The sequence below is a fragment of the Butyrivibrio sp. XPD2006 genome (assembly GCF_000420865.1).
GTDB lineage: Bacteria > Bacillota > Clostridia > Lachnospirales > Lachnospiraceae > Butyrivibrio.
In genome coordinates, this window is the sequence record NZ_ATVT01000004.1 from 19,084 (window position 1) to 42,652 (window position 23,569).

The window sequence follows — 23,569 nt, forward strand, 5'->3', positions numbered from 1 at the left end:
GAGGAAATCATGGCTTTACACGAATATGAATGCCCCGCCTGTGGCGGGGCAATGGAATTTAATCCGAAGACCCAGAAGATCAAGTGTCCCTTCTGTGATTCGGAATTTGATGTAAAGGACTATGTAGCCAATCACAACTCTGACTCAGCCGGAGAAGCAGCGGATGATTATATGACCAATCCCGCTGCCGGCGAAGAAGACAATTCTCAGCCCATGTACATCTACCGCTGCGGTTCCTGTAGTGGTGAGATTCTGGCCACAGAGTCTCTTGGCTCCATGAAATGTCCTTTCTGCAGTAACAACGTTGTTGTAAAAGAGAAATTTACAGGCAGGTTCACCCCCGATTACATCATTCCTTTTACCAAGACAAGAGAAGATGCCATCGAGGCTTATAAAGGTTATGTAAAATCCAAGAAACTCCTTCCGAAGGTGTTCTTTGATCAGAACCACATCGACGAGATCAAAGGAATCTATGTGCCCTTCTGGCTCTTTAATGCAACCCAGAACTACAGGGGATCTTTTGATGCTACCAAGGTAAGGACCTGGAGTGATTCAAATTATAACTATACCGAGACCAGCTACTTTGATGTCGTAAGAGTCGGATCGGAGCGCTTTGAGCGCGTTCCTGTCGACGGATCAAAAGAGATGCCCGACGACCTTATGGAATCACTTGAGCCATTTGATCAGTCCAAGATGGTTCCTTTTAACATGGGATATCTGGCCGGTTTTCTTGCCAACAAATACAATGTTGAAGCTTCAGAGAACAGAGACAGGGCTATAAACAGAATGCATAGTTCAACTGTTTCTGACTTCAGAAATACCATTACAGGTTACTCTTCGCTAAGAGCAAGGGAAGAACAGTGCACCACTTCAGATGAGTCCAACAAGTATGCCCTTTACCCGGTATACATCCTGAACACATCCTGGAACGGAAACAATTATCTCTTTGCCATGAACGGACAGAGCGGAAAATTTGTAGGAAATCTTCCTTTCTCCCTTTCCAGAGCGCTTGCATACTATTTCCCGATTGCCGGAGCAATTGCAGCCATAGCTTTTGTGCTGTTTAGCTTGTTTGCGTGAAGTAACCTTCAGGACAGCATATGAATAAAAAGAAACAATACAACATCATATTTTCAAGGATCATACTGGCAGTACTGCTTATCACTATGATCCTCCCCATAAGAGTTCTCGCATCCGACCGGCTCTGGGATAGCGACACCATGCCATCCACACGCCAGAAGCCAAGACTTTTGGACAACGCCGATCTCCTTACAGACTCAGAGGAGGAGCAGCTTCTTGCCAAGCTTGATGAGACCAGCCAGAAATGGCAATGCAACATTGTTCTTCTGACTGTTGACGATCACACTGGAGAAATTCAGGATTTTGCCGATAACTATTTTGACTACAATGGCTTTCAGGCAGATTATGGTGGAAGCGGTATTCTCTTCATGCTCAGCATGGCTGACAGAGAATGGGCGATCAGCACCAGTGGCAAAGCCATCGATGTTTTCACAGACTATGGTCAGGCCTATATGGTCAATGCCATGATGGATGACCTTGGATACGGTGATTACTTCGGTGCATTCAAAACTTATGTGAAGGAATGTGACAAGCTCTTAAATGAGGCTTCAAAGGGAACTCCTTATGATGTGAATTCCAAGCCGATTCGCACAGCTTCTGACTATATGAGCTACGCTCTGTACAGCGTCATCATCGGTCTTTTACTTGCACTTGCTCCAATCCTCAAAATGAAAGCGGATTTGAAGACAGTCAAGATGAACTCCGGTGCACGCAACTACTCAGCAGGCGGTCCCACAATCAGAGCCCGCGATGACAGATTCCTTCATAAGACGCTGCACAAAACACCAAGACCTAAGGATACTGATTCACACAGCTCCGGTCGCGGCGGTTCATTTGGCGGTGGAAGTTCAGTTCACGTTTCCGGTTCCGGAAGCTCACACGGAGGTAGTCACGGACACTTCTAAAAGCAGGAGGATTTAATCAGTGACATTAACTGTGAAGATCCGCACAGCTTTGTTGTCAGTTATAGCAGTTACTTTGGTCACCATATTTCTGCTAATACTGGGCACAAATAGGTTTGATACTCCACTACAGAGTACAATAGTTCAGCTGGATTCCGGCTGGACTATTTCTCGTGGAGATGAGATATGGCAACCCGAGGACATAACTCAGACCAGCATCGGTCATATGAACAGAGGCGATGTCCTGACAATCACAACAACTCTTCCCGACATCAATATCTATCCTGCTGCTATTGCTTTCAGGAGCATCCTTTCCACTGTAGAAGTATATCTTGATGGAAATCTTATCCATTCCTTCGGACAGGAATACGCTGCCAAAGGCAAAATGATCCCTAAGAATGAAAACTTTGTTCCTCTTCCCAGGGACTTTCAGGGAAAAGAGCTGACGATAAAGTTCACTTCCGGAGAAAAAGACGCCTTCTCCAGCCTTCCTCATATAACACTTGGTATTTACAATGATATAAAAATATCTATGGTACAACGTGATCGCCTTCCCACAGTGATCGGTGTATATCTCTGTCACATAGGCTTTATGCTTCTTGTTCTTTCACCATTTTTAGCTTTCTCTAAATATCGCGATTTCAGTATAATCTTCAGTGGTCTTACATCTCTGCTCATTGGTATCTATATCCTGAGTTTCAATAATATTTTCTGGTACCTTGCAGATAATCCGCCTTTTTATACTTTCGCCGAATATTTCACACTATATCTTATCCCCGCCGGAATCATGGGATTTATGGTAGTCACGAATCAGTCGGGTTCCAGACGTATCGGGATCGCACTGTTAACAATAGACCTTATCTTCGGGCTTGGTACATCGCTCCTTCACCTTGCAAACATCGTACACCTGTGCTACTTCGTTTCATGGCTGCATGTTATCGGTCTTGTGGAAGGTATCTTTGTTATAGCATCCCTCATTCTCACAGCCTGGAAAACATCCCGAAGTAATAATGACATTTCAAGAGCACGGATCATTTCAACCAGAATCCTTATCATCGGACTTGCTTTCTTTGTCTTATGTTCGATCATTGATATTGTTGCTTACAATGTCCTAAAGTTTGTCACCAGTGATGAGACCGATATCGAGATCACATTCACCACTTTGGGAGCTCTTGTGTTTGTCATGAGTCTACTCCTCAACTTCTTCTTCCACTGCATAGAGTTCATCAATGAATCCACTGTCAAGGTACAGCTGGAAGGTCTTGCTTACAGTGATGCACTTACAGGAATTGCAAACAGAGCACGCTGCGAACAGACCCTCGCAGAGCTTTCAGGCGATTACACCATAATCAGCATGGACCTTGATTACCTTAAATACACCAACGACAATTACGGCCACGACATGGGAGACAAGCTTCTTAGTGGTTTTTCAGAAGTACTTAAAAACAGCTTTACCGGTGCGCAGCTGATAGGTCGAATGGGCGGCGACGAGTTTATTGTCATTCTTCCTTTTGTTGATGATGAAAGAACTAAGAGAGATATTGCCTGCTTTAACGATCAGATGGAGCATAAAAATAACAATAGCACAAATCTTCGTTTCTCAGCTTCCTGGGGTTATGCTTCAAGCAGGGACAAAGAAATAAAAAGCGGATCATCAGCGCAGAAAGTTTACCTTCTGGCAGACCAGCATATGTATACCATGAAAAATCAGCACCACAGACAGACTCTTGGCAGGCTCTACGATGATCTCCTTGGAAAAATGATGGAAAAGGGAGGTACGAGTGATGTCTAAAAAATTCCTCCCTCCTGTAATCTGCTCACTGATAATACTCATCCTGATTTACCTGCTTATCAGCAACGGTATGGCTTTTACAGCAGAATATCCCATGGCTGAAATGGATGATGGCTGGACAATAACACTTAATGGCGGTGTTCATAAAGATGTAACTCTTACAAGATTCAGCGAAATAATAGACGGAACCCTTGAGCGCGGAGACAACATAGTAATGACTACAACTCTCCCCGATCTTGGTGATATTCCATTCCCGGTCATCCTGTTTAAGAGCAGATATACCACCCTGACAGTTTATGTCGATGACCAGTACTTTTTCGATTTTGGCTCCGAGATGTATGCCGAAAATAAATTCCTGGGTAAGTCCTATCATTTCATTACCCTTCCGCATGACTTTGCAGGAAGAAAGTTAAAGCTTGAAATGAGAGTAAGTGAAAATGACGCTTTCAGGAATCTTAACCCTCCTATAATCGGAAGTCAGCCTGATGTAGAGGGAGATTTTATCCACCGACACCTCCCGATAATTGCAACAGGTATGTTTCTGATGGTATTCGGACTATCATTCCTTTGCATCACAATGTTTTTTGTCAGTTCCGTACCTGACATAAGAGCGTTTCTTCTCGGCTCCCTGTTTTGCATAAATCTGGCGCTCTGGATCATGTCCTATTACAGCATCGTGTCGCCTTTTATTCGTTCAAAGAATGAGACGCAGCTGGAATACTTTACCATGTATCTCATAGTACCCTATTGTTATCTCTTCCTTTATCTTGTACAGAAGATAGAAAACAAGAGGCTTTATCTCACAGCTGCACTATTAACAACAGGCATAACAATTGCTCAATACACCCTTCACTATGTATTCGGTATCCACATGAAAGTCACACTGCCCATGTATCACATCGCAGGTGCCTTTGGATTCGGAGTTATCACCTATTACCTTATCAGGAACATTCGTAAAAAAGATATCTCTGAATCCGGTATGATCCAGATGCTTGGTATGTTTGTCTTCGGACTTGCACAATTTATACATCTCGGAATCTACTATTTAACCAAAAAACAATATATTCCAAATGCCAACTTTTTAAGCATGATGATCCTTGATGTCGGCTGCCTGTTCTTTGTTCTATGCCAGCTGGCCAATTATCTGGTGTTTATCACCAGTGCCTATGCCCAGAGGCAGGAATATGCATCCCTTACACACCTTGCCTATGCAGACGGACTTACGAATCTTCCCAACAGGGCACGGGCCGACAAGATACTGGAGGATCTGGAAAAAACAAATCTTGATTACTGTATTATTTCCATAGACATTAATGGATTAAAGACGGTAAACGATGAATTCGGACATCCTTCAGGAGATAAATACATAAAAGACTTTGCAAAGGTTCTTACCACTACTTTTGACGGAGTCGGATTCTGCGCCAGAATAGGCGGAGACGAATTCCTTGTTGTCCTGGAGGAATCAAGCGTAAAAGATGTTGATGCACTCCTTGGCAGGATGAACAGTGCTCTCAACGTAATGAATGCCCTGTATTCCGAATATCGCAGAAGTGTCGCCACCGGATATGCATTCAGACATGAATGCCCGGAAAACGCCACATCTCACGAGGTCTATCTGCTGGCTGACCAGCGGATGTATGAGCTGAAAAGGAAGATGCATGAAGAACTCGGAATACATAACAGGCTTTGATGGATCAAAAAAAGCTCCGTTGCAACGTGGCAACGGAGCTTTTAATATTTATATCTTCATAGCTATATCCCATGCTCCCCAGATAGCTGAGCGAATGTTTCCTACCTTCTGGCAATCGCCAAGGAGGTGTACATTCTTAGCTGCCTGAAGCAGCGGGATCGGATGATATCCAACCGACATGATTACATTGTCAGCGGGAAGTGTAACTGTTCTTCCATCCTTGAGGTTAACATCAACACTCTTTTCATTAATCTGCTTAACCCCTGCATTGAGATATACAGGAACCTTATTGGTCTTGAAGCAGTCACGGAGGTAACTTGTGTTGGCAAGACACATATTCTTAACTGCAATAAGGTCATCCTTCATCTCAACGATCTGAGGGTTCTTGCCCTTTCTGAACAGGTCAAGAGCAATCTCACAACCTGTAAGACCACCACCGATGATAACAACATCGTTGCCAACGGATTTCTTGCCAAGAAGGTAATCTGTGGCATCCATAGCATACTCTGCTGCTCCCGGAATCGGTATCTTGTTGGCTTCAGCTCCTGTTGCGATGATATATTCATCAGCTGACGGCAGTGAATCAGGTCTTACTTCATAGTTGAAGTGGATCTTTACACCGAGCTTTTTAAGCTGATGCTTCTGCCATGCGATGAGCTGTTTATCCTTCTCCTTGAACTCAGGCGCTGCAGCTGCGATAAATACGCCGCCAAGCTCCCCGGTCTTCTCATAGATCTCAGGCTCATGTCCGCGAAGAGCAAGGATTCTTGCAGCTTCCATACCGCCTACACCGCCGCCGATGATGGCAACCTTCTTGGGTGAAGCAGTAGGTTTAACTCTATACTTCTTGGACTGCATACTGCGTGGGTTAACCGCACACTTACACATTCCTGCAGACTCTGAAAGATCCTGGTCGTTGGCTGTTCCATTGTGCTTGGTCAGGTTAAAGCAAGCTGAATGACAGCAGATACATGGACGGATCTCTTCCTCCATGCCTCTCTTAAGCTTGGATACCCACTTGGGATCAGCAAGGAACTGCCTTCCGACAGCCATAGCATCAATTCCGCCATCCCTGATAGCAGCTGCTCCCACATCAGGCTCCATCTTACCTGCACATACAACAGGAATATCAACGAACTTCTTGATGTGCTCTACATCCGCAAGGTTACAGTTCTGTGGCATATACTGCGGCGGATGTGCCCAGTACCATGCGTCATAGGTTCCATTGTCACAGTTGAGCATGTCGTAGCCTGCATCCTGAAGGTACTTGGCAGCCTTCTCAGACTCTTCCATATCTCTTCCGATCTCTTCAAAGTCCTCACCCGGCATAGCTCCGTACTGGAACGCCTTGGTCATGGACCTTACAGAATACCTGAGAGAAACGGGGAAGTCATCCCCACATTTCTTCTTGATCTCTTTTACAATCTCTACTGCAAAACGATAACGGTTCTCAAAAGATCCGCCGTAGTCGTCAGTACGCTTGTTGGTGTACTTAAGTGTGAACTGGTCAAGGAGGTATCCCTCATGAACAGCGTGCACTTCAACACCATCAACTCCCGCTTCCTTACACAGCCTTGCTGTCTCTCCGAAAGCGTAGATGATGTCCTTGATTTCTTTTTCCGTGATGGCACGTGTTGTAACGTCGTCAGCCCAGCGGTTAGGAAGAACTGAAGGCGCAGCTGTAAGGTACTCAGCATCGATATAAGGCTTGGCAATTGTGTTAAGAGCCTTATTCTTGGCAAGCATTGCAAGCGGTGCTGTCAGGGCAAAAGACCTTCCGAATCCGGCAGTCATCTGCACGAACATCTTGGCTCCGGTAGCATGGAGTTCATCCATGAAATCAGCCAGTTCACTGAACTTGTGCTTGTTCTGATACAGCCACTTGCCGCCCAGCATGTCTTTTACCGGTGCGATTCCGGGAATGACAAGTCCGCAGTCGTGCTTGGCAATCTTCAAAAGAAGTCTTGCTGCCTCTTTGTCGAAATGGCTTCCGCCGGGTTCCATCCAGCCGAAGATACATGTGCCACCCATGGGCGCCAGCACAATCCTGTTCTTGATCTCAAGATTGCCAATCTTCCATGGGGTGAACAGTGATTCATATTCCTGTTTCATTTTGGCAATTCCTTTCACTTATTTTTTATTCTTTCCAAGATGCAGCTCGCGCATACCCTCGACCTCATCACAAACCGGCTTCATACTGCAGTGACCGCAGTCCGTTGGCAGTCCGTCCAGAATGTGAGTGAGTGTCTTGGTGATTGCATCGACTTTGTCCGCATTTGGTAAAAGAGCTTCAACCAGCTCCTTTTCTGTGATGAAAATAACCCTTACCTTCTTAACCTGTTCAAGCTCTTTGTACTTGGCAATATAAGCAGCTCCGACTCTTGCAAAGCTTATCCCCTGCTTAAGAGCACTTCTTGCAATCCTGACCTGTTCCTGATTGCTCTGGGAGGATACCCTTACCATGTACCCTTCCGGGAAAACATGGTATCTGACGAATTCAAGATTTCTTATGGCCTGAAAAGCCTTCTCCTGATCCTGATCCTCTCCCAGATCACCGGTCTCAAGGATAACTATCCTGGCAAAGGCTGTTCCACTGTTTATCTCAGAAATGTCTTTTCCGTAAACAACGACCTCGTCCTGAGATACCTTGCCTGAAGTCGTAACACAGGTATAGTTAACCGAGGGAAGCCCTGCTCCGCCAAGCTCAAGCGCAGCATCTCTCTGCATGATGAACTCGGTATTTTCAAGGCACTTCCAGGGAGATGTCTTTTCATAGGAAAAGACCTTTCCCTGCGCCTTACTCAGCTCCCCCAGGGTCACATCGATCAAATTGTCATATAACTTCATAAACCTGTCTCCAATCAGAACTTAATGTCCGCTTTCTTGCGGTCAAATATCTTGTTTACCTGTGTATAGGCCCAGGCCATGAGCTTCTGATCAAGGTTCCAGAAATATATAACAAAAAGTATTCCTGTGACAATGGTAAGAATCTTTATTATTTTGAAAATAATCTTTATAGTCTTACTCATCCTTAATAAGTCCTTTCACTTATTACTTGGCAAGGCCCTTCTGTCTTGCATACTCAGCAGCTCCAAGTGCTCCCATAAGCTGAGGATCGATTGAAAGATCAACAACCTTGAGTTTAAGTACCTGCTCAATAGCAGCCTTAAGTCCGGCATTCTTAGCGCATCCGCCTGTAAGAGTAATGGAATCTGTAGCGCCTGCCTTCTTGGACATTACAAAGCATCTCTTTGCAACAGCCATCTCGATACCTGCTGCGATCTCATCCATAGGCTTTCCTTCACCAACAAGTGTGATAACCTCAGACTCTGCGAAAACTGTACACTGAGCAGTGATAGGAATTACATTCTTGGCTGAGAGTGAGAGATTTGAGAACTGCTCAAGACTCATCTCAAATGAACGGGCCATAGCTTCGAAGAAACGTCCTGTTCCTGCAGCACACTTATCGTTCATGGCAAAGTTCTTAACTGTTCCGTCTGTGTCGATTGAAATACCCTTAACGTCCTGACCACCGATATCGATGATAGCCTTAACTGAAGGGTTTGTTACATGCACGCCCATAGCGTGGCATGAAATCTCAGAAATGTTCTCATCAGCAAAAGGAACCTTGTTACGTCCGTATCCTGTACCGATGAGGTACTCGAGGTCCTTGGAACTATTAAGTCCGTCAACCTGATCTATTACTTCCTTCATGGCAATCTCTGCAGACTCCTGAGCAATGATCTTGCTCTTTACAGTTGTTCCTGCAACCATCTTGCCTGTCTCATCAACAATTACAGCTTTTGTATATGTTGATCCTACGTCACATCCACCGAAATATTTCATTTTAAAAAATCCCTCCTAAAAAAATTAACTAATTTGTTGCAATCCACTTGGCTTTACCAGGTGGTGTCGTCTTCGAAATCCAGCAGTGACGGATCAACCGGTTCTGCTTTCATAACTGTTCTCATAAACTCATTAAACTCAGATCTCATATCCTTACGGGAAACGGTTCTTGGATCCATAAGATCGTGGCTGCACCAAAGAAGCTTAATGCCTCTCTCTCTTGCCTGATCCTCAAACAGTCCCTGAACAGTTGCCATGTTCTTGCAGGATACGTGCTGATACATAAGAACGAAGTCTACGTTCCATGCCTCGCACTGTCTCCAGAGCTCTGTAACAACGTGGTCGTAACCACCGTTGGTGTGCCTTCTCATTACCATTCTCTCATAGAGTCTTGAAAGATCCTTGAGAGCTTCTTCCTTGTCCTCTGTCTCAAGCGGCTTGGTGAAGTTCAGTGACTCCATCTCTACCAGGATATCTACACCCCAGCAGTTAGCTGCCCAGTTGGAGAAGTTTGCATAGTAGTGAGCAGGAATTGACCAAACGATTGCTCTGTACTTCATCTTGCCGCGCCAAGCTTCGTCTCTGTTCTCGTAAGCCTTGAGCATGAGCTTATCAACCTTCTTGAAGGTTGAGATGATCCTCGGGTCGAGTCCACCGTCCATCTCGTAGTTCCACTTACGGAACAGCTCGTAGCATGGTCCGATGAGCTGAGGATATGGAGTCTGGTTGATCTCCCATTTCTGAAGCTCATATTTGGTCTCTTCGTTAAATCTCTTCATGGCAGCAAAGTAAGCATCCCAGTTCCACTTTGCTCCTGTGTTATCCTCGATAAACTTGATGCAGCCCTTAATGTCTTTGACTGCAGCATCCATAATGGACTCGTCTTCATATCTGACCGGGAATGCCAGGTGATATGTAGGAAGATCCTTGAATCTGCGGCTTGTATAAGATGATGCCATAACCGATCCGTCACAAGGCATTGAGCTTGAAATAAAGCATGCTCCCATGTGAGGAAGCGCATCCACAACTACCGCTCCGCACTCTGATGAAGGAACCGGGCAGGTATCTGAAGGAAGTCCGTATGACTCAATGGCATCAATGTATGGCATACATGCCAGCTGGTCGATCTCAGAGAGAAGGAATACCGGCATCAGCTGATAAGGAATACCGATGAGGTCCGGGAATCCTGCCATGATCTGTGACATTGTCATCTCGTCGAAAAGAACTATCTTCTTGGAAAGGTCTGTGCTGTTACCAACCTTCTGATCTGCCTTCATAAGAAGAACCAGGTTCTCGGCTACATATCTGAATATTGCATAGATGAGCTCGTGATGCATCTTGAGAGCTCTTCCTCTAAGTCCCATGGTGTTCTTGTCCATAAAGGAGTGGCAACAGAAGTATGAGATCATCCATCTGTAATGTGTTGCTCCCATAAGAGCCGGTACCAGGTCTTTTGAGAAGGTTGCAAGAAGCATTCCCCACATTCTGGTCCACTCATAGAAGTCAACTCCGGTGTCCTTAACGCCTCTCCACTCACGCCTTACAGTGGCCATCTTGCCGTTGGCGTAGAGCTTACCCAGCTGTTTCTCTCCGTTAAGTACAAGGTCTTTTACCTCTTCGGGAGACATGTTCTTAAGGAGATTCACTTCATGGGTGATACGCTTTTTAAGTCCCTTGGCGTCCTTGCCTGCAGCTGCAGCAACGTCTTTCCAGTCGGTCTCTTTGACCAGCTCTCCGACAATACCGGCAATCTCCTTCATATTCTCAGCCTGGGCTTTCCAGTCGATGTGGTCTTTAAGTCTGAAATTCTTGGGGTCTATGTATTTCATACAACCACCTCCTGTTCCTGGGCATTCTTTCTGATGCGTTTGATCTCAAGCGCTTCAACAAACGCCTGGAAACGGGTTCGCAGCTGTCCCGAATTGTGTACATTGTAAGATCTGTCGATGGAGAGTGTCGGCCATCCGTACTCTTCTGTGAGGATATGGCTGGCAAGGGGTCTCTCAAATGCCCAGAAGTCACAGTACTTCATCTGTTCAAAGATGATTCCGTCAGCGCCGTATTCCCTGGCAAGTCTGTCAGCAGTATCTCTTCTCTGTCTGATCTTTTCCTCAGCCATGTATCTCGGGCACTCAGAAGTCATCATATAATGTCTTGCAATCTGCTTGACGATGTCTTCATCATCATTTAATTTGATCTCTTCTCTTCCGGGGAAGGATCCGTAGCAATATCTGTCGGCTACAACCATTGCTCCTGCCTCTTCCAGAAGCCTTGTAAGATCAAGGTCATCCACCTCTGATCCGACAATTGCAACTCTTGCTCTGAACCACGGCTTGGGATCAGGCTTTCTTGTCTTTATCTCCTCCAAAGTCTCCTTAAGGAGAGGAAGGATCTTGGCTGTCGGACAGCAGTAGCTCACAAGAGATATAACATGGAATTCATATCCTGTTATTGGTGGATTCTCCAGTTTTCTGAAGTTTCCTATCTCTGTAACAACTCTGCAGAGCTCATTGTGCTCCTCAACTGCTTTTCTGATTGCCTCGTCCGATACGTCGGTGCCGAGTTTTTCGTGCATAACATCGAGAACTCTCAGGCGCATCTGTGTTGCAACCTGATCTACGTTATAGCTCTCAACCTTGTAAGGAACGTCTGTATGAGTAACAAAGAAGTGTGGCTTCTTGTTACACTGAAGCACTTCCAGATGCTCATAACATCTGTTCATGGCTGAACATGCGTCAACACCGGCTACAGCATCCAGATACTCATAACCGCCTTCAATGCCTCTCTCCAAAAGAGCTCTGGCAAACTCGCAGGTATAGTTGGACATGTAATATGTAGATATGTCTATCGAACCTGTACGCGGCGCGCGCATACGTGTCGAGAAACAATTGTCTACATTCAGAAGCACTTCCGGCATGTGATAGCATGTATATCCGATCGCATACTGCCCTTCTGCCTGTGCCTGCTTGACCAGATCGTTGGCTGCATCATCCAATAAATTCTCGAATGTGATTAGATGTTTTAGGTCCTGCACGGCTACCTCCTTTCTATACCTTTAATAGATTTTAAAATTTTTAAGGGCCTCGTCGGCGCCCTTTAATATTCCGGTTTCCTGCGGAAGTTCAAATATGTTTTTGCCTTCCACATCATTCTCCGTCATGGCGTCATCCTGCGGAATGACGGATACAATTGGAACTCCTTCGATCTCATCTGTCTCAATCCTCTCAGGGAACAATGCCCTGTTTACTATGAGGCCGATCTCATCGTACATCACCAGCTCACCGGCAACATCCTTGATCGTTCCGATGATCTTAAGACCCTTCTGACTCTGATCCGATACGCATACAAGGTGTGTGACCTTCTCAAGGACTCTTCTGTTTATCTGCTCAATTCCTGCCTCGCCGTCAATCACCACATAATCAAAATCATCTACCAGCATCTCAATGACCTTCTTGAGATATGTGTTGATCGCGCAGTAGCATCCGGCCGCCTCCGGTCTTCCGATTGCCAGAAAAGCAAAGCCTCTTTGCTCTGCCATGGCATCATAGAGCCTGAACTTGGCCTCAGCCAGAATATCCTGAGTATCCTTAAGCTTACCGGTTACATCCTCTGCCACTCTCTTTCGTATCTGGTCAAGTGTCTCAGTGACTTCCACTCCAAGAGCGACAGAAAGACCCACCGCCGGATCTGCATCAATAGCCAGAATCTTGGCGTCGGGTCTTTTTTCAGTAAGGAGTCTAACAATAGCAGCAGAAAGAGACGTCTTGCCAACGCCGCCTTTGCCCGCTAATGCGATAACAACAGTATTATGTGCCATAAATCCCCCTCGTAGAGTAAATTACCCCTGCCTATATTATAAAGGATTGTCTAATTTCCACAAGTCTATTATGATAAACTTTCAACTTTTGGTGATATGTGATATTATAGCCTTATCATTATTAAAGTTTTTTTTAACAAAATGCCCAAGGGTATTTTGCTTTTTTATTCTACAAGAGGGGGAAACCAAATACATGAAAGATCTCGTGCATATCTTTGAGCTCGAAGACCTTTTGCAGGAAGCCAACAATCCGCTGGTTCGTCAGGGCAAAGCTGACGGTAAGCGCGCCCTTGGTTACACCTGCTACTTCATGCCGGAAGTTCTCTTAGATCTTCCGGGATGTTTTTCTGTGCGTCTTCGTGCACCTCGTAGTGGATCGCCTGACATGGCAACCTACTACATGACCAACCGTACCTGCATGTACGGGCGCTGCCTTTTAGAGAGGGCTTTAGAGGGCGGCTTCAACTTCCTTGATGCCGAAATGGCAACGGAAACCTGTACCGTTACCTGCAGATTCCAGGAGCATCTCCAGCTTATGGACATCATCAAGAATCCGGATTTCTTCTGTGAATTCACTGATGTTCCGTTCAAGAAAAACGAGAACTCCATTGATCACTACGAGAATCAGCTCAAATTCCATGTTCTTGATAAATTAAAAGAACACTTCGACATCGATACTTCTGATGAAGCTCTTTTAAAAGCAATCGAAGAGCACAATGAGGTATGCCGTCTCATTCAGGAGATCGGCAGCTACAGAAAGCTCGACGAGCCCACTATAACAGGCTGGGAGTTCTCTGTAATTCAGCTCGCAACTCTTGTATGTCCCAAGTACCTTATCATCGATAAGTTAAAAGACATCGCAGAGCAGCTTAAGACCAGAAAACCCGATGCCAAGAAGAACTACAGAGTTAAGGTTGTTCTTACAGGCTCAGAGGAGGACGATCCCGACTTCATCAAACTCATAGAGGAGTGCGGAGCTCTGGTGGTTGCTGACCGTTACTGCTACGGCTCACTCCCGGGAAGAGAAGAGATTGTGGTAAAAGAGGGCGAGACACCCCTTAGAGCAATCGCACGCCACTACCTTGAGACCAGTGAGTGCCCACGTTTCATGGACCAGCACGTTATGCGTGCGCGCAAACAATACCTGGCTGATATTGCCAAGGAGTACAAAGCAGACGGTATCATCATTTCACAGATGAAGTTCTGCGAGTACTGGAGTTATGAACGTACTATTGATACTCTTGTTATCCCAAGAGATTTCGGTTACCCGGTATGTTCTATCGAAAAAGAATATGTCAACAACGCTGTCGGTCAGTTAAGGACAAGATTCCAGGCGTTTGTTGAGAGCATAGAGCTCAAGAAAATACAGAAGGAGGGCTGAGATAAATGGCTATCGGATTTAAAGACATAAAAGCAAAATATCGTGAGCTCTTCGTCGTAGAAAAGAGCCCGGAAGAAAAGAATAAACCCAAAGACATAAAGAAAATGGCCAAGGATTTCTGGTATGGCAAGCCCCATGAAGAGAGGCGTCTTGGTGATCTCTATGTCGGCAACACAGGACTTTACAAGCACCGCGAGTGGCGTGGAGTAAAAGACACCATGTACTACTTCAACATGATCTGGCTTTACAACTACGCTCACATGGTAACAGATATCATGAAGTACGGTGGCGGCCCTCAGGGCGTTGTTACCTTCGCCAAGGGAACCATGAGATACCGCTGGATGGGCCAGACATATCTCACTGTTATGCACTGGTTCGACAGAGGTCTTGAGGGTGCAAGGGGCGAAGCCATGAAAGCTTCAGCCTGGCACTATCGTGGAATGGTAAGTGAGACCATCAGACAGTTTATGAGAATGTTTGAGGCTGACAAAAAGCTCAACGGCGGAGAAGAAAACGAAACCTGGAAAAACACCATTGCCCACAACGAAACACTTAGCGGAAATATCTTTTACGGATGGAGAGATCAGCTTGACGATGTAGCTCTTGAGATGATCCCCTACTTCGTTTCCGTACACGTAAACAACCATACTGTTCTTAACTATATCGATGCAGCGCAGTCAATTGGACTTCCTGCAGATCCATGTCCTATGTGTCAGGCAGAATACGGACTCTTCGTCCAGGATGATTATCCGGACTACAGCCCTGTAATGCTTACAACCAACGAGGCCTGCGACGGATCTGTCGCAACTTCCGTTCTTCAGGACTGGTTCTTAAATCGTCCTCTTTATGCGATGCCACAGCCTATGCGCTATGACGATCCTCTTGTTCAGAAGAACTGTCAGAAAGAGATCGAAGGTGCATGGAAGTTCGTAGAAGAGAACTTCGGCATCAAGATGGATTGGGATCAGTACGTTAAGCACGCACAGAGCTTCAACAAACTCACCGAGTTTGAGTGGGAGAAATGGGATGTTGCAGCCAACACTCCTTACTATCCTATCACCGGTGTTGCTCAGGCTCTTTACAGAATCTACTACTCACAGGATGGCGACAGACCGATCTGGCACGAGATGGATGCACATGTAAAACGCATCATGGACAAGTGTGTAAAGAACAAGATCGAGACATTCCCAAAGACCAGACATCGTGCAATCGCATGGAGCTGCGCACCTCTTTACTACTCACACTGGTGCACATGGGCTTACAACTGCTGGGGTATCAACTGCGTGATCAACATGGATTCACTTATGTTTGACCAGTACTTAAGAACCGATACATATGAACACGCTCTTGAGGATCTGTCATGGTTCAACGAGAAGGCACCTATGCGTGCCATGGCCGTTGGCGGACACGAGCACATCCTTTCCCTGTTTGATTACATGGAAAGATTCAACTGCGACATGGTCATCATGTACGACCAGCTTCAGTGTAAGGGAATGCAGGGAATCCACGGAGTATTCGAGGATGAGTTCCGCAAGCGTAACATCCACGCAATCTGGGTTCCACATGCTCTTCCGGATAAGAGAACCGTATCCCGCGCAGAGATCCGCGATATCATAAACGACTACATGACAACAGTTATGCGCGAGGAGCCACTGGATCCTTCACTTCTTGATTTCGATGACGGTGGCAGCTGGTAATTTAAAGGGAGAGTAATTATGAGTAAAATATTAAAATTTTTCTTCAAACTTCTCAGGATAGCAGTACTTATTTATGGCATCCTATTTGCTGTTTTCTACTATGACCTTGACGGCAAGTTCCTGTACTATATCTGGGAGCCTCTTATGATCAAACGTTATGACAACATGAAGCGTCCCGATGCTACAGCAATGCCTTACTCAATGAAAGAAAGTGTAGAAGACACAAGCATTTAAGCAAGTTAAAAGAGGCCGTCGCATTATAGCGACGACCTCTTATTTTTTAGTCTTATTCGCAATCGATCCTAATGACTCCTCCTGTCAGATCAACAAAGGTAAGCTTACCCTTAAAGCTCTTTTTCTCACCCATAAGATCCGTGCAGACGACGTTGTCGCCATCAAAGGTTATTGTACTTACATACTCCATGATTGCCTCATCCGGTTTGGAGTTCCTGTAAACTGTAGAAAGACACATATAAAACCTCCTGTTTCCGTTCCTTAATCGATAAGCTCAAGAGCTTCCTTAAGATTTTTATTTCCTTCGGAAAAGAGCTCTTTGGCTGCGGAAACTTTGGCTGCTGCCTCAGCATAGCCAAGACTTTCAAGCTTATCTGAGAGCTTTTTCAGCTCATCTGCATGGCTCGTGTTGTGCTTGTAGTTGTAGTCCAAAAGAGCTTTTACCTGCTCTTTGTTCTCCATGGGATGATCATGGTGGTGATGTTCATGATGCTCGTGATCGTGCTCTGCTGCGCCACCCTCATGGTCGTGAGAATATGTATGTGTATGCTGACTTCCGTCATGCTCATGTGTATATGTATGTGTATGTTCGCTCATTGATACTTCCCCTTACTCAACAGAATTGATCAGATCCAGAGTAGCCTTCTTGATATCGGCATTAACCTTAAGCGCATTCTCTCTTGAATCCTGATTTGAATAGAAATAGAACTTGATCTTGGGCTCTGTTCCGCTTGGTCTTATAGCAAACCACGAGCCGTTATCAAGGAACATTCTGATCGCATTCTGAGGCGGAATATCTTCATAGCCGTTGATGTAATCGATAACCTTGTCTACCTTGGCACCCGCAACCTCTGTAGGAATGTTCTCCCTGTAGTACTTCATCATACGCTGAATGCGCTGTGCTCCCGGAATTCCCTCAAGCACAATATTGGGCTCATCCTCCGCAAAGAATCCATACTTGGCATAAATCTCATTAAGAACATCCCAGAGAGTCTTGCCCTGTTTGCGGTAGTAAGCTGCTGCCTCGGCAACAAGCATTCCTGCTGAGATTCCGTCCTTGTCTCTGATGTCCTCACATACTGCGTATCCAACAGATTCCTCATATCCAAAGAGATACTGGTAGCCGTTCTCATGAAGGTAAGGGATCTTACCACAGATATTCTTAAAGCCTGTCAGAGTCTCAAACATCTCAACTCCATAAGCCTTAGCCATTATAGTTGAAAGAGTTGATGTAACAATGGACTTGACCATTGCTCCCTTAGCAGGCAGTGTTCCTGCACTCTTATGGCCCTCAAGGACATAGTTTACAAGAAGATAACCTGTCTGGTTTCCATTAAGTGGCACGTAATTGCCGTTGTCGTCTCTGATCTCTATGGCAAATCTGTCTGAATCGGGGTCAGTAGCCATGAGGAGCTCAGCGCCAAACTCTTTTCCATACTTCTCAGAAAGTGCAAAGGCCTTGGGATCCTCGGGATTGGGATAACCGACTGTTGTGAAATCAGGATCGGGATTCTCCTGCTCAGGAACGATCTTCCAGTTTGTGAAGCCCCTGTCTGTAAGCATCTGTCTGAACGGAATTGATCCGCATCCGTTAAGTGGTGTGTAAACAAGCGGAATTGAAAGATCCAGGTCATCACCTTCGTGAATAGCAAGGCTCTCAATCTTGTCCAGATACTCCCTGTCATATTCCTCTCCGAGAACTATGATCTTACCTGCCTTAACGCCCTCGTTGTAATCGGACTTCTTAATTCCTGTCCAGATATCAACAGCATTGATGCACTCTGTCATTCCGTCTGCAACCTCAGCAGAAACCTGGCATCCGTCATCCCAGTATGCCTTGTATCCGTTATAATCCTTGGGGTTGTGGGACGCAGTGATATTGATACCCGAAACTGTGTGAAGTCGTCTTATCATGAACGCCAGCTCAGGTGTAGGACGAAGGCTTGGGAAGGTATAAACCTTGATGCCGTTAGCCGCAAAGATACCTGCTGCCAGCTCAGAAAACTCCCTTGAAAAATGTCTTGGATCATGCGCGATGATAACACCGGCATCCATAGCCGCTTGTCCCTTAGATACGATATAGTCGGCTACACCCTGTGATGCCTTACCTACCGTAAAGAAATTCATGCGATTGGTTCCTGCACCAACCTTACCCCTAAGGCCCGCAGTACCGAATGAAAGATCCTGGTAAAATCTCTCTTCCTTTTCTTTTTCATCATTAGCGATGGCTACAAGCTCAGCTTTTAAGGGATCGCTGTCTGAAAGCTTATTCATCCACTCTTCATATCTTGACTGATAATCCATGCATTAACCCTCCATAAAATTACACTTATATTTAATATTTTCGCCCATTGTAAGGGGTTTTGCAACCCCCTGCCGGGGAGTCACACCCCTTCACAGTCAAACTCCGGAATGAAGCTCTCCAAAGCCGTCTCACCCTCCTGAACATAGCCGTTTACTATGCCGAGATTTGAAGCGTAGTCAACAAGGCTCCGATACTCAGCTTCCGTGATCTTCCTGTTGATCTCAGGAAATTTCTCCAGCCCCTCTCCCGGCGTGAACTGATTCATAAGGCTTATATAAATGCTGTCGCCATAGGTCTCATAAAGATACTTCGTGATCATCTTGGCCTGGATCAGCATTCCCGGCATAAGAAGATGCCTGACAATAACGCCATTTTTGATCAGCTTCTGCCCTTTATCATCCGTTTCAAATTCGCACTTTGGCTTCTGCCTTATCATCTCGGCAATCGCGGCCTTTGCAGCATCCGGATATCCCGGAGCATTGCTGTACTTAACCGCATCTTCTTCCCTGATATATTTAAAATCCGGAAGGTAAATATCTATGAGTCCGTCAAGCCGCTTCACACTATCAACGTTCAGATATGAAGATGTATTAAACAGAAACGGAATCTTTATCCCCTGATTTCTTGCTCTCTCAATCGCATCTGCAATCGTAGGAATAAACATATCCCCCGTCACAAGGTTTATATTGTTGGCCCCCCGTTCCTGCTGCTCAAAGAATATCTCTACAAGTCGCTCAGTGGTTATGTATTTACCGACTTCTCCACGGCTGATCTTCCTGTTCTGGCAAAAGACACATCCCATATTGCAACCGGAAAAGAAAACCGTACCTGACCCGGAAGTGCCGGAAATACAGGGCTCCTCCCACATATGGAGAGCAGCCCTTGATACGTGCAAAGTATTTAATTCCCTGCAATAGCCCCTTGTTGTGGTCCGATCCACCTTGCAGTTTCTGGGACATAACCTGCAGGATAAGTAGTCTTTATCAATGTCTTTCATAATGTAAATTATACAACATTACGACGCGCTGACAAACTGCGCAGAATAGAGCTCGTAGTACGCTCCCCTTCTAGCCATCAGGCTCTCGTGGTCGCCCCACTCAAGGATTCCGCCGTCATCAATAACGAATATCTTATCCGCATTTTTGATGGTGGAGAGTCTGTGTGCAACAACGAAGGATGTTCTCTTTTTAAGAAGCTCCTCGATACCCTGCTGAACCAGGATCTCCGTCCTTGTATCGATACTCGCCGTAGCTTCATCCAGTATGAGAATCTTGGGATCTGTCAAAAGAGTTCTCGCAAAAGCAACGAGCTGTCTCTGTCCGTTTGAAAGTCCGCCTCCGCGCTCGGTTATCACAGTGTCATACCCCTTCTCCATCTGTGAGATGAAGTCGTGAGCATGTACAGCCTTTGAAACCTCCAGCATCTCCTCATCTGTCGCATCGGGTCTTCCGTATTTAATGTTATCTCTTATGGTTCCGGAAAAGAGATAGTTGTCCTGAGTCATGATTCCGAGCTGATTTCTAAGTGATTGTATTGTCACTTTGCTGATATCATATCCGTCCACCAGAACCCTTCCGCTCTTGGTGTTGTAGAATCTGCTGATAAGACTGACAATTGTTGTCTTGCCGGCACCTGTAGGTCCAACAAGTGCAATGGTCTCTCCCTTTTTAGCCTTAAAGCTTACATCGTGGAGAATGTCCACATCTGGCTCATCGGGATAAGCAAAGGTCACATGATCAAACTCAACATTTCCCTCAATCTCAGGAAGGTCAATCGCCTTCTCACCATCCTTAACGAGAGGATCCATGTCCATGATCTCATATACTCTTTCAGCTGATGACAGATTAGTTATCAGCTTGTTGTAGTAATTGGCAAGATTCCTTATAGGACTAAAGAACATGCCAAGATAGAGAACAAATGCTGAAAGCGTACCTATTGACTCAGGCTGGACATTAAGCTTTGTCACTGCCAGGTAATACAACGTAGCGGTTCCCAGTCCTCCCGCAATCTCAATCGTAGGGCTGTAGATATCCGTGATCACAACTGCATTCCTGAATGCCTTTATAACCTCATTGACAAGTCCGTCGAATTCCTTAGATGACTCCTCCTGAGCATTGAAGCTCTGGATAATGGACACACCCTCAATGCCCTCGTGGATGTACGCTGTCATGTTGGAGTCTTTCTTTTTCCAAATCTGCCACCTCTTGTGAGCCAGTATCTCGCAAAAGTACAGTCCGAGCATGATTATCGGAACCGCAACTGCCGCAGACAACGACAGAACCGGGCTCTTTACGATCATTATAGCCAGTATCGCAACAAGCATAACCGCCTCAGGTGCCAGGGTCGTAATAGTGCTTGAGAGAACCTCTTTTAACGCATTGACGTCACCCGTGATCCTTGCCAGGATCTTACCTGATGGTCTCTGGTCAAAAAAGTCTACCCCGAGCTCCTGGATATGAACATAGAGTCTTCTTCTGATGTTCATGATCATGTCGTTGGAAATGACTGCCATGATGCGCCTCCAGATCCTGGTAGCAGCGTAATTTACAAAGGCCAGCACTATCATAAGGCCTGCCATTATAAACAGTCCCTTTGTATTCTTATCTATGATCTCATCATCAATTACTTTTTCAATCAGAAGAGGATAAGTGGTCTGAATGGCAACAGTGACCAGGATCAGTCCCGTTACCAGCACAATTTTCCCTTTATATTCCAGGAGATTCTTAAGAAGTCTTTTAAGGACGTCAAGCTTAAGACTCTCCTTTAAATCTTCATCCTCTCTGGTGCTGTTAATAGCCATATATGCACCTCCTTACTCATTTACGGCAAGAGCGTTCCGATAGTCTCCGTACTGGGCTTCATAGGTGCTGTAGTACAGCCCCCTCTTTCCGATAAGCTCAGTGTGGGTTCCTCTCTCTTTTACTCTTCCGTTCTCTAATACAATGATCTCATCTGCATCCTTAACCGAAGATATACGGTGACCGATGATGATCTTACTCATGTCTTTTTTCTTTAAAAGTTCCTGCTGGATTGCAGCTTCCGTTTCCATATCAAGCGCAGATGTAGAGTCATCAAGCACCAGAAGATCCGCCTTCTTGGCAAGAGCTCTCGCAATTGAAAGCCTCTGCTTCTGACCGCCGGAAAGGCCGATGCCCCTCTCTCCGATAACCGCCTCGTAGCTGTCGGTTATCTTCTCAACAAATTCCTTGGCGTGAGCGCTCTTTATGGCATTTCTAACCGTCACCTCATCCATGCTCTCCTTGAATCCAAGTCTGACATTCTCTGTTATAGTGTCGGAGAAAAGAAATACATCCTGGGTAACCACTGATGAGAAGGCCCTTACGTCAGACAGAGGCATCTTCTTAATGTCTTTTCCCTCGATGCGAATGCATCCGGCAGTAACGTCATAGAATCGCTCAAGGAGGTTGACTATGGTGCTCTTTCCCGCACCCGTTGCTCCCATGATGCCCAGTGTCTTTCCTTTTTCTATGGTAAAAGACACATCCTCCAAGATGGGTTTATCGTCGATTGCAAAGCTCACGTTCTCAAAGCTGATCTGTCCGGGAGCACTGACTGTATCCGACAGTTCTTTTCCCGAAGGATCGGTTATATCAGGCTTTGTGCCAAGAACCTTGGAAATCTTCTTGTATCCTGCAAGGCCTTGAGAAACCAGAGACAGCATCCATCCAAGATTCTCAATAGGCCATACGATGTTGATTGAATATGACACAAATGCCACAAGTGTTCCGTAGGTTATGCTTCCCTTAATCGCCGCATATCCGCCAATTGCAACCACTGCCACCTGCATTACCTTTGGGATAAGGCCGATGAGCGGATCGCTGTCAGCAAGGTCTGTTGCGAATTTCTTGTTGGCCTCGGCATAGTCATGGTTCTTTTCATCGAACTTCTTCATCTCTGTTCCTTCTGCCGAAAAAGCCTTAACTGTTCTTACACCTGAGATGTTCTCTTCAACCACCTTGGTAAGAGCTGCGTTTCTCTCGCTTATATCGTCGTAGTCCTTGCTAAGGGTCTTTTCAAGATGAAGTGCCACATATGCAAGAAGCGGCATAAATACAAGCGGTACAATGCTGAGCTTCCAGTTAAGCCTTACCATACATACAACAACACCGATGAAGTAAACCGTCGCCTCTGTCAGCAGCATTCCGACAAACCCTGTCAGATCCCAGACTGCTCCGGCATCATCCTTGACCCTTGCCATGAGCTCTCCGGTATTGGTCTTGTCAAAATATCCCTTGTGAAGCGTGAAGATATGCTTCATCATATCCTTCCTGAGGCCCGATGCCACTCGGCATCCCGACATGTCGCAGAGGAACTCTTTTACAAACTGAAAGAATGCCCTTCCCAGACCTGCTGCCACAAACAGAAGTATGTCTCTTCTGAATATGTCCATGTTTCTCCCCACGATGACATCGTCAACCATGGAAAGCGTTACGAATGGAAGCAGCACATCGATAGCTGTGCTGCATATAAGCGATATTCCGCCGATGGTGTATCTCCACCAGTTCCTGATCAAATACTTTTTCATAATTATCACATCCTTAATATAAAAATAGCGGTAGAGCCCGGAGACTCTACCGCTGAAAATTGCCATAAAAATAGCGTGGTCTCCATGCGGATACCACGCCCTAAAGTTCACAGGTAAATTCAATTACTGAGCAAACTCCTGCGAGGTAACCACAATTTTCTTATTCACTGCCTTATAATTTCTAGTCTTTAACATTGTTCTTACCTCCTTTCTTAGTTTGCTTTGTTACAAGTAATTATTACATTATGCTAAATGATAGCCTTTGTCAACACAATTATT

Annotated in this window: 20 protein-coding genes; 7 read left to right on the forward strand and 13 right to left on the reverse strand. The window is 45.6% G+C overall.

Translation table 11 applies throughout. The annotated features are described in order from the left end of the window. Positions 1-9 precede the first annotated feature (9 nt). The 4 genes from G590_RS0105780 to G590_RS0105795 are packed head-to-tail and all read left to right on the forward strand — an operon-like array spanning position 10 to position 5,464. On the forward strand, positions 10-1,080 hold the full coding sequence (locus G590_RS0105780) for a hypothetical protein (protein ID WP_022764728.1): 1,071 nt from the start codon (positions 10-12) through the stop codon (positions 1,078-1,080). Between the two features lie 20 nt (positions 1,081-1,100). Beyond that, positions 1,101-1,985, forward strand: coding sequence for a TPM domain-containing protein (locus tag G590_RS0105785; RefSeq protein ID WP_022764729.1), 885 nt, complete (start codon positions 1,101-1,103; stop codon positions 1,983-1,985). A 19-nt stretch (positions 1,986-2,004) separates the two neighbouring features. Further along, positions 2,005-3,774, forward strand: coding sequence for a GGDEF domain-containing protein (locus G590_RS0105790; RefSeq protein WP_022764730.1), 1,770 nt, complete (start codon positions 2,005-2,007; stop codon positions 3,772-3,774). Further along, positions 3,767-5,464 (forward strand): GGDEF domain-containing protein, encoded by a 1,698-nt coding sequence (locus tag G590_RS0105795; RefSeq protein ID WP_022764731.1) that lies wholly within the window; start codon positions 3,767-3,769, stop codon positions 5,462-5,464. Before G590_RS0105790 ends, G590_RS0105795 begins: the two co-directional genes overlap by 8 nt. Before the next feature lie 48 nt (positions 5,465-5,512). Here the strand turns inward: G590_RS0105795 and G590_RS0105800 are convergent, their stop codons facing one another. Genes G590_RS0105800 through G590_RS0105830 form a run of 7 tightly spaced genes read right to left on the reverse strand, consistent with a single transcriptional unit; the run spans position 5,513 to position 13,127 of the window. Beyond that, positions 5,513-7,576: an oxidoreductase gene (locus tag G590_RS0105800; RefSeq protein ID WP_022764732.1), complete on the reverse strand. Its 2,064-nt coding sequence runs from the start codon at positions 7,574-7,576 to the stop codon at positions 5,513-5,515. Between the two features lie 18 nt (positions 7,577-7,594). After that, positions 7,595-8,311 carry a hypothetical protein gene (locus G590_RS18565; RefSeq protein ID WP_022764733.1) on the reverse strand — a complete coding sequence of 239 codons (717 nt, stop codon included), beginning with the start codon at positions 8,309-8,311 and terminating at the stop codon, positions 7,595-7,597. Positions 8,312-8,325: 14 nt separating this feature from the next. Beyond that, positions 8,326-8,493, reverse strand: a complete 168-nt coding sequence (locus G590_RS21290) for a hypothetical protein (RefSeq protein WP_022764734.1) — start codon at positions 8,491-8,493, stop codon at positions 8,326-8,328. 22 nt (positions 8,494-8,515) lie between these two features. After that, the gene (locus tag G590_RS0105815; protein WP_022764735.1) at positions 8,516-9,310 is read right to left on the reverse strand and encodes an acyl-CoA dehydratase activase; all 795 of its coding nucleotides are present in this window, start codon (positions 9,308-9,310) and stop codon (positions 8,516-8,518) included. Positions 9,311-9,363: 53 nt separating this feature from the next. Then, the gene (locus G590_RS0105820) at positions 9,364-11,139 is read right to left on the reverse strand and encodes a 2-hydroxyacyl-CoA dehydratase family protein (protein ID WP_022764736.1); all 1,776 of its coding nucleotides are present in this window, start codon (positions 11,137-11,139) and stop codon (positions 9,364-9,366) included. Then, positions 11,136-12,344: a 2-hydroxyacyl-CoA dehydratase family protein gene (locus G590_RS0105825; protein ID WP_022764737.1), complete on the reverse strand. Its 1,209-nt coding sequence runs from the start codon at positions 12,342-12,344 to the stop codon at positions 11,136-11,138. Before G590_RS0105825 ends, G590_RS0105820 begins: the two co-directional genes overlap by 4 nt. Positions 12,345-12,365: 21 nt before the next feature. Beyond that, positions 12,366-13,127, reverse strand: coding sequence for a nucleotide-binding protein (locus tag G590_RS0105830; RefSeq protein WP_022764738.1), 762 nt, complete (start codon positions 13,125-13,127; stop codon positions 12,366-12,368). Between the two features lie 193 nt (positions 13,128-13,320). Between G590_RS0105830 and G590_RS0105835 the strand changes: the two genes are divergently transcribed. From G590_RS0105835 to G590_RS0105845, 3 genes are read left to right on the forward strand one after another with little or no spacing between them, the layout of a single operon-like run. Then, positions 13,321-14,508 (forward strand): 2-hydroxyacyl-CoA dehydratase family protein, encoded by a 1,188-nt coding sequence (locus G590_RS0105835; RefSeq protein WP_022764739.1) that lies wholly within the window; start codon positions 13,321-13,323, stop codon positions 14,506-14,508. A gap of 5 nt (positions 14,509-14,513) precedes the next feature. Beyond that, complete coding sequence (locus G590_RS0105840) at positions 14,514-16,205, forward strand: 2-hydroxyacyl-CoA dehydratase family protein (RefSeq protein WP_022764740.1); 1,692 nt, start codon at positions 14,514-14,516, stop codon at positions 16,203-16,205. Positions 16,206-16,223: 18 nt separating this feature from the next. Continuing rightward, positions 16,224-16,439, forward strand: a complete 216-nt coding sequence (locus G590_RS0105845) for a hypothetical protein (RefSeq protein ID WP_022764741.1) — start codon at positions 16,224-16,226, stop codon at positions 16,437-16,439. Between the two features lie 52 nt (positions 16,440-16,491). On the opposite strand, the gene G590_RS0105850 is transcribed toward G590_RS0105845, so the two are convergent. The 6 genes from G590_RS0105850 to G590_RS0105875 form a co-directional block, all read right to left on the reverse strand. Then, positions 16,492-16,677 (reverse strand): CooT family nickel-binding protein, encoded by a 186-nt coding sequence (locus G590_RS0105850; protein ID WP_022764742.1) that lies wholly within the window; start codon positions 16,675-16,677, stop codon positions 16,492-16,494. A 23-nt stretch (positions 16,678-16,700) separates the two neighbouring features. Then, entirely contained in the window at positions 16,701-17,036 is a 336-nt protein-coding gene (locus G590_RS18570) for a zinc transporter (protein ID WP_022764743.1), read from the reverse strand. Between the two features lie 12 nt (positions 17,037-17,048). Then, positions 17,049-18,743 carry a phospho-sugar mutase gene (locus tag G590_RS0105860; protein WP_022764744.1) on the reverse strand — a complete coding sequence of 565 codons (1,695 nt, stop codon included), beginning with the start codon at positions 18,741-18,743 and terminating at the stop codon, positions 17,049-17,051. Positions 18,744-18,823: 80 nt separating this feature from the next. Continuing rightward, positions 18,824-19,741 carry a radical SAM protein gene (locus tag G590_RS0105865; protein ID WP_022764745.1) on the reverse strand — a complete coding sequence of 306 codons (918 nt, stop codon included), beginning with the start codon at positions 19,739-19,741 and terminating at the stop codon, positions 18,824-18,826. Between the two features lie 18 nt (positions 19,742-19,759). Next, complete coding sequence (locus tag G590_RS0105870) at positions 19,760-21,544, reverse strand: ABC transporter ATP-binding protein (RefSeq protein WP_022764746.1); 1,785 nt, start codon at positions 21,542-21,544, stop codon at positions 19,760-19,762. A gap of 12 nt (positions 21,545-21,556) precedes the next feature. Then, entirely contained in the window at positions 21,557-23,290 is a 1,734-nt protein-coding gene (locus tag G590_RS0105875) for an ABC transporter ATP-binding protein (protein ID WP_026493963.1), read from the reverse strand. Positions 23,291-23,569 lie beyond the last annotated feature (279 nt).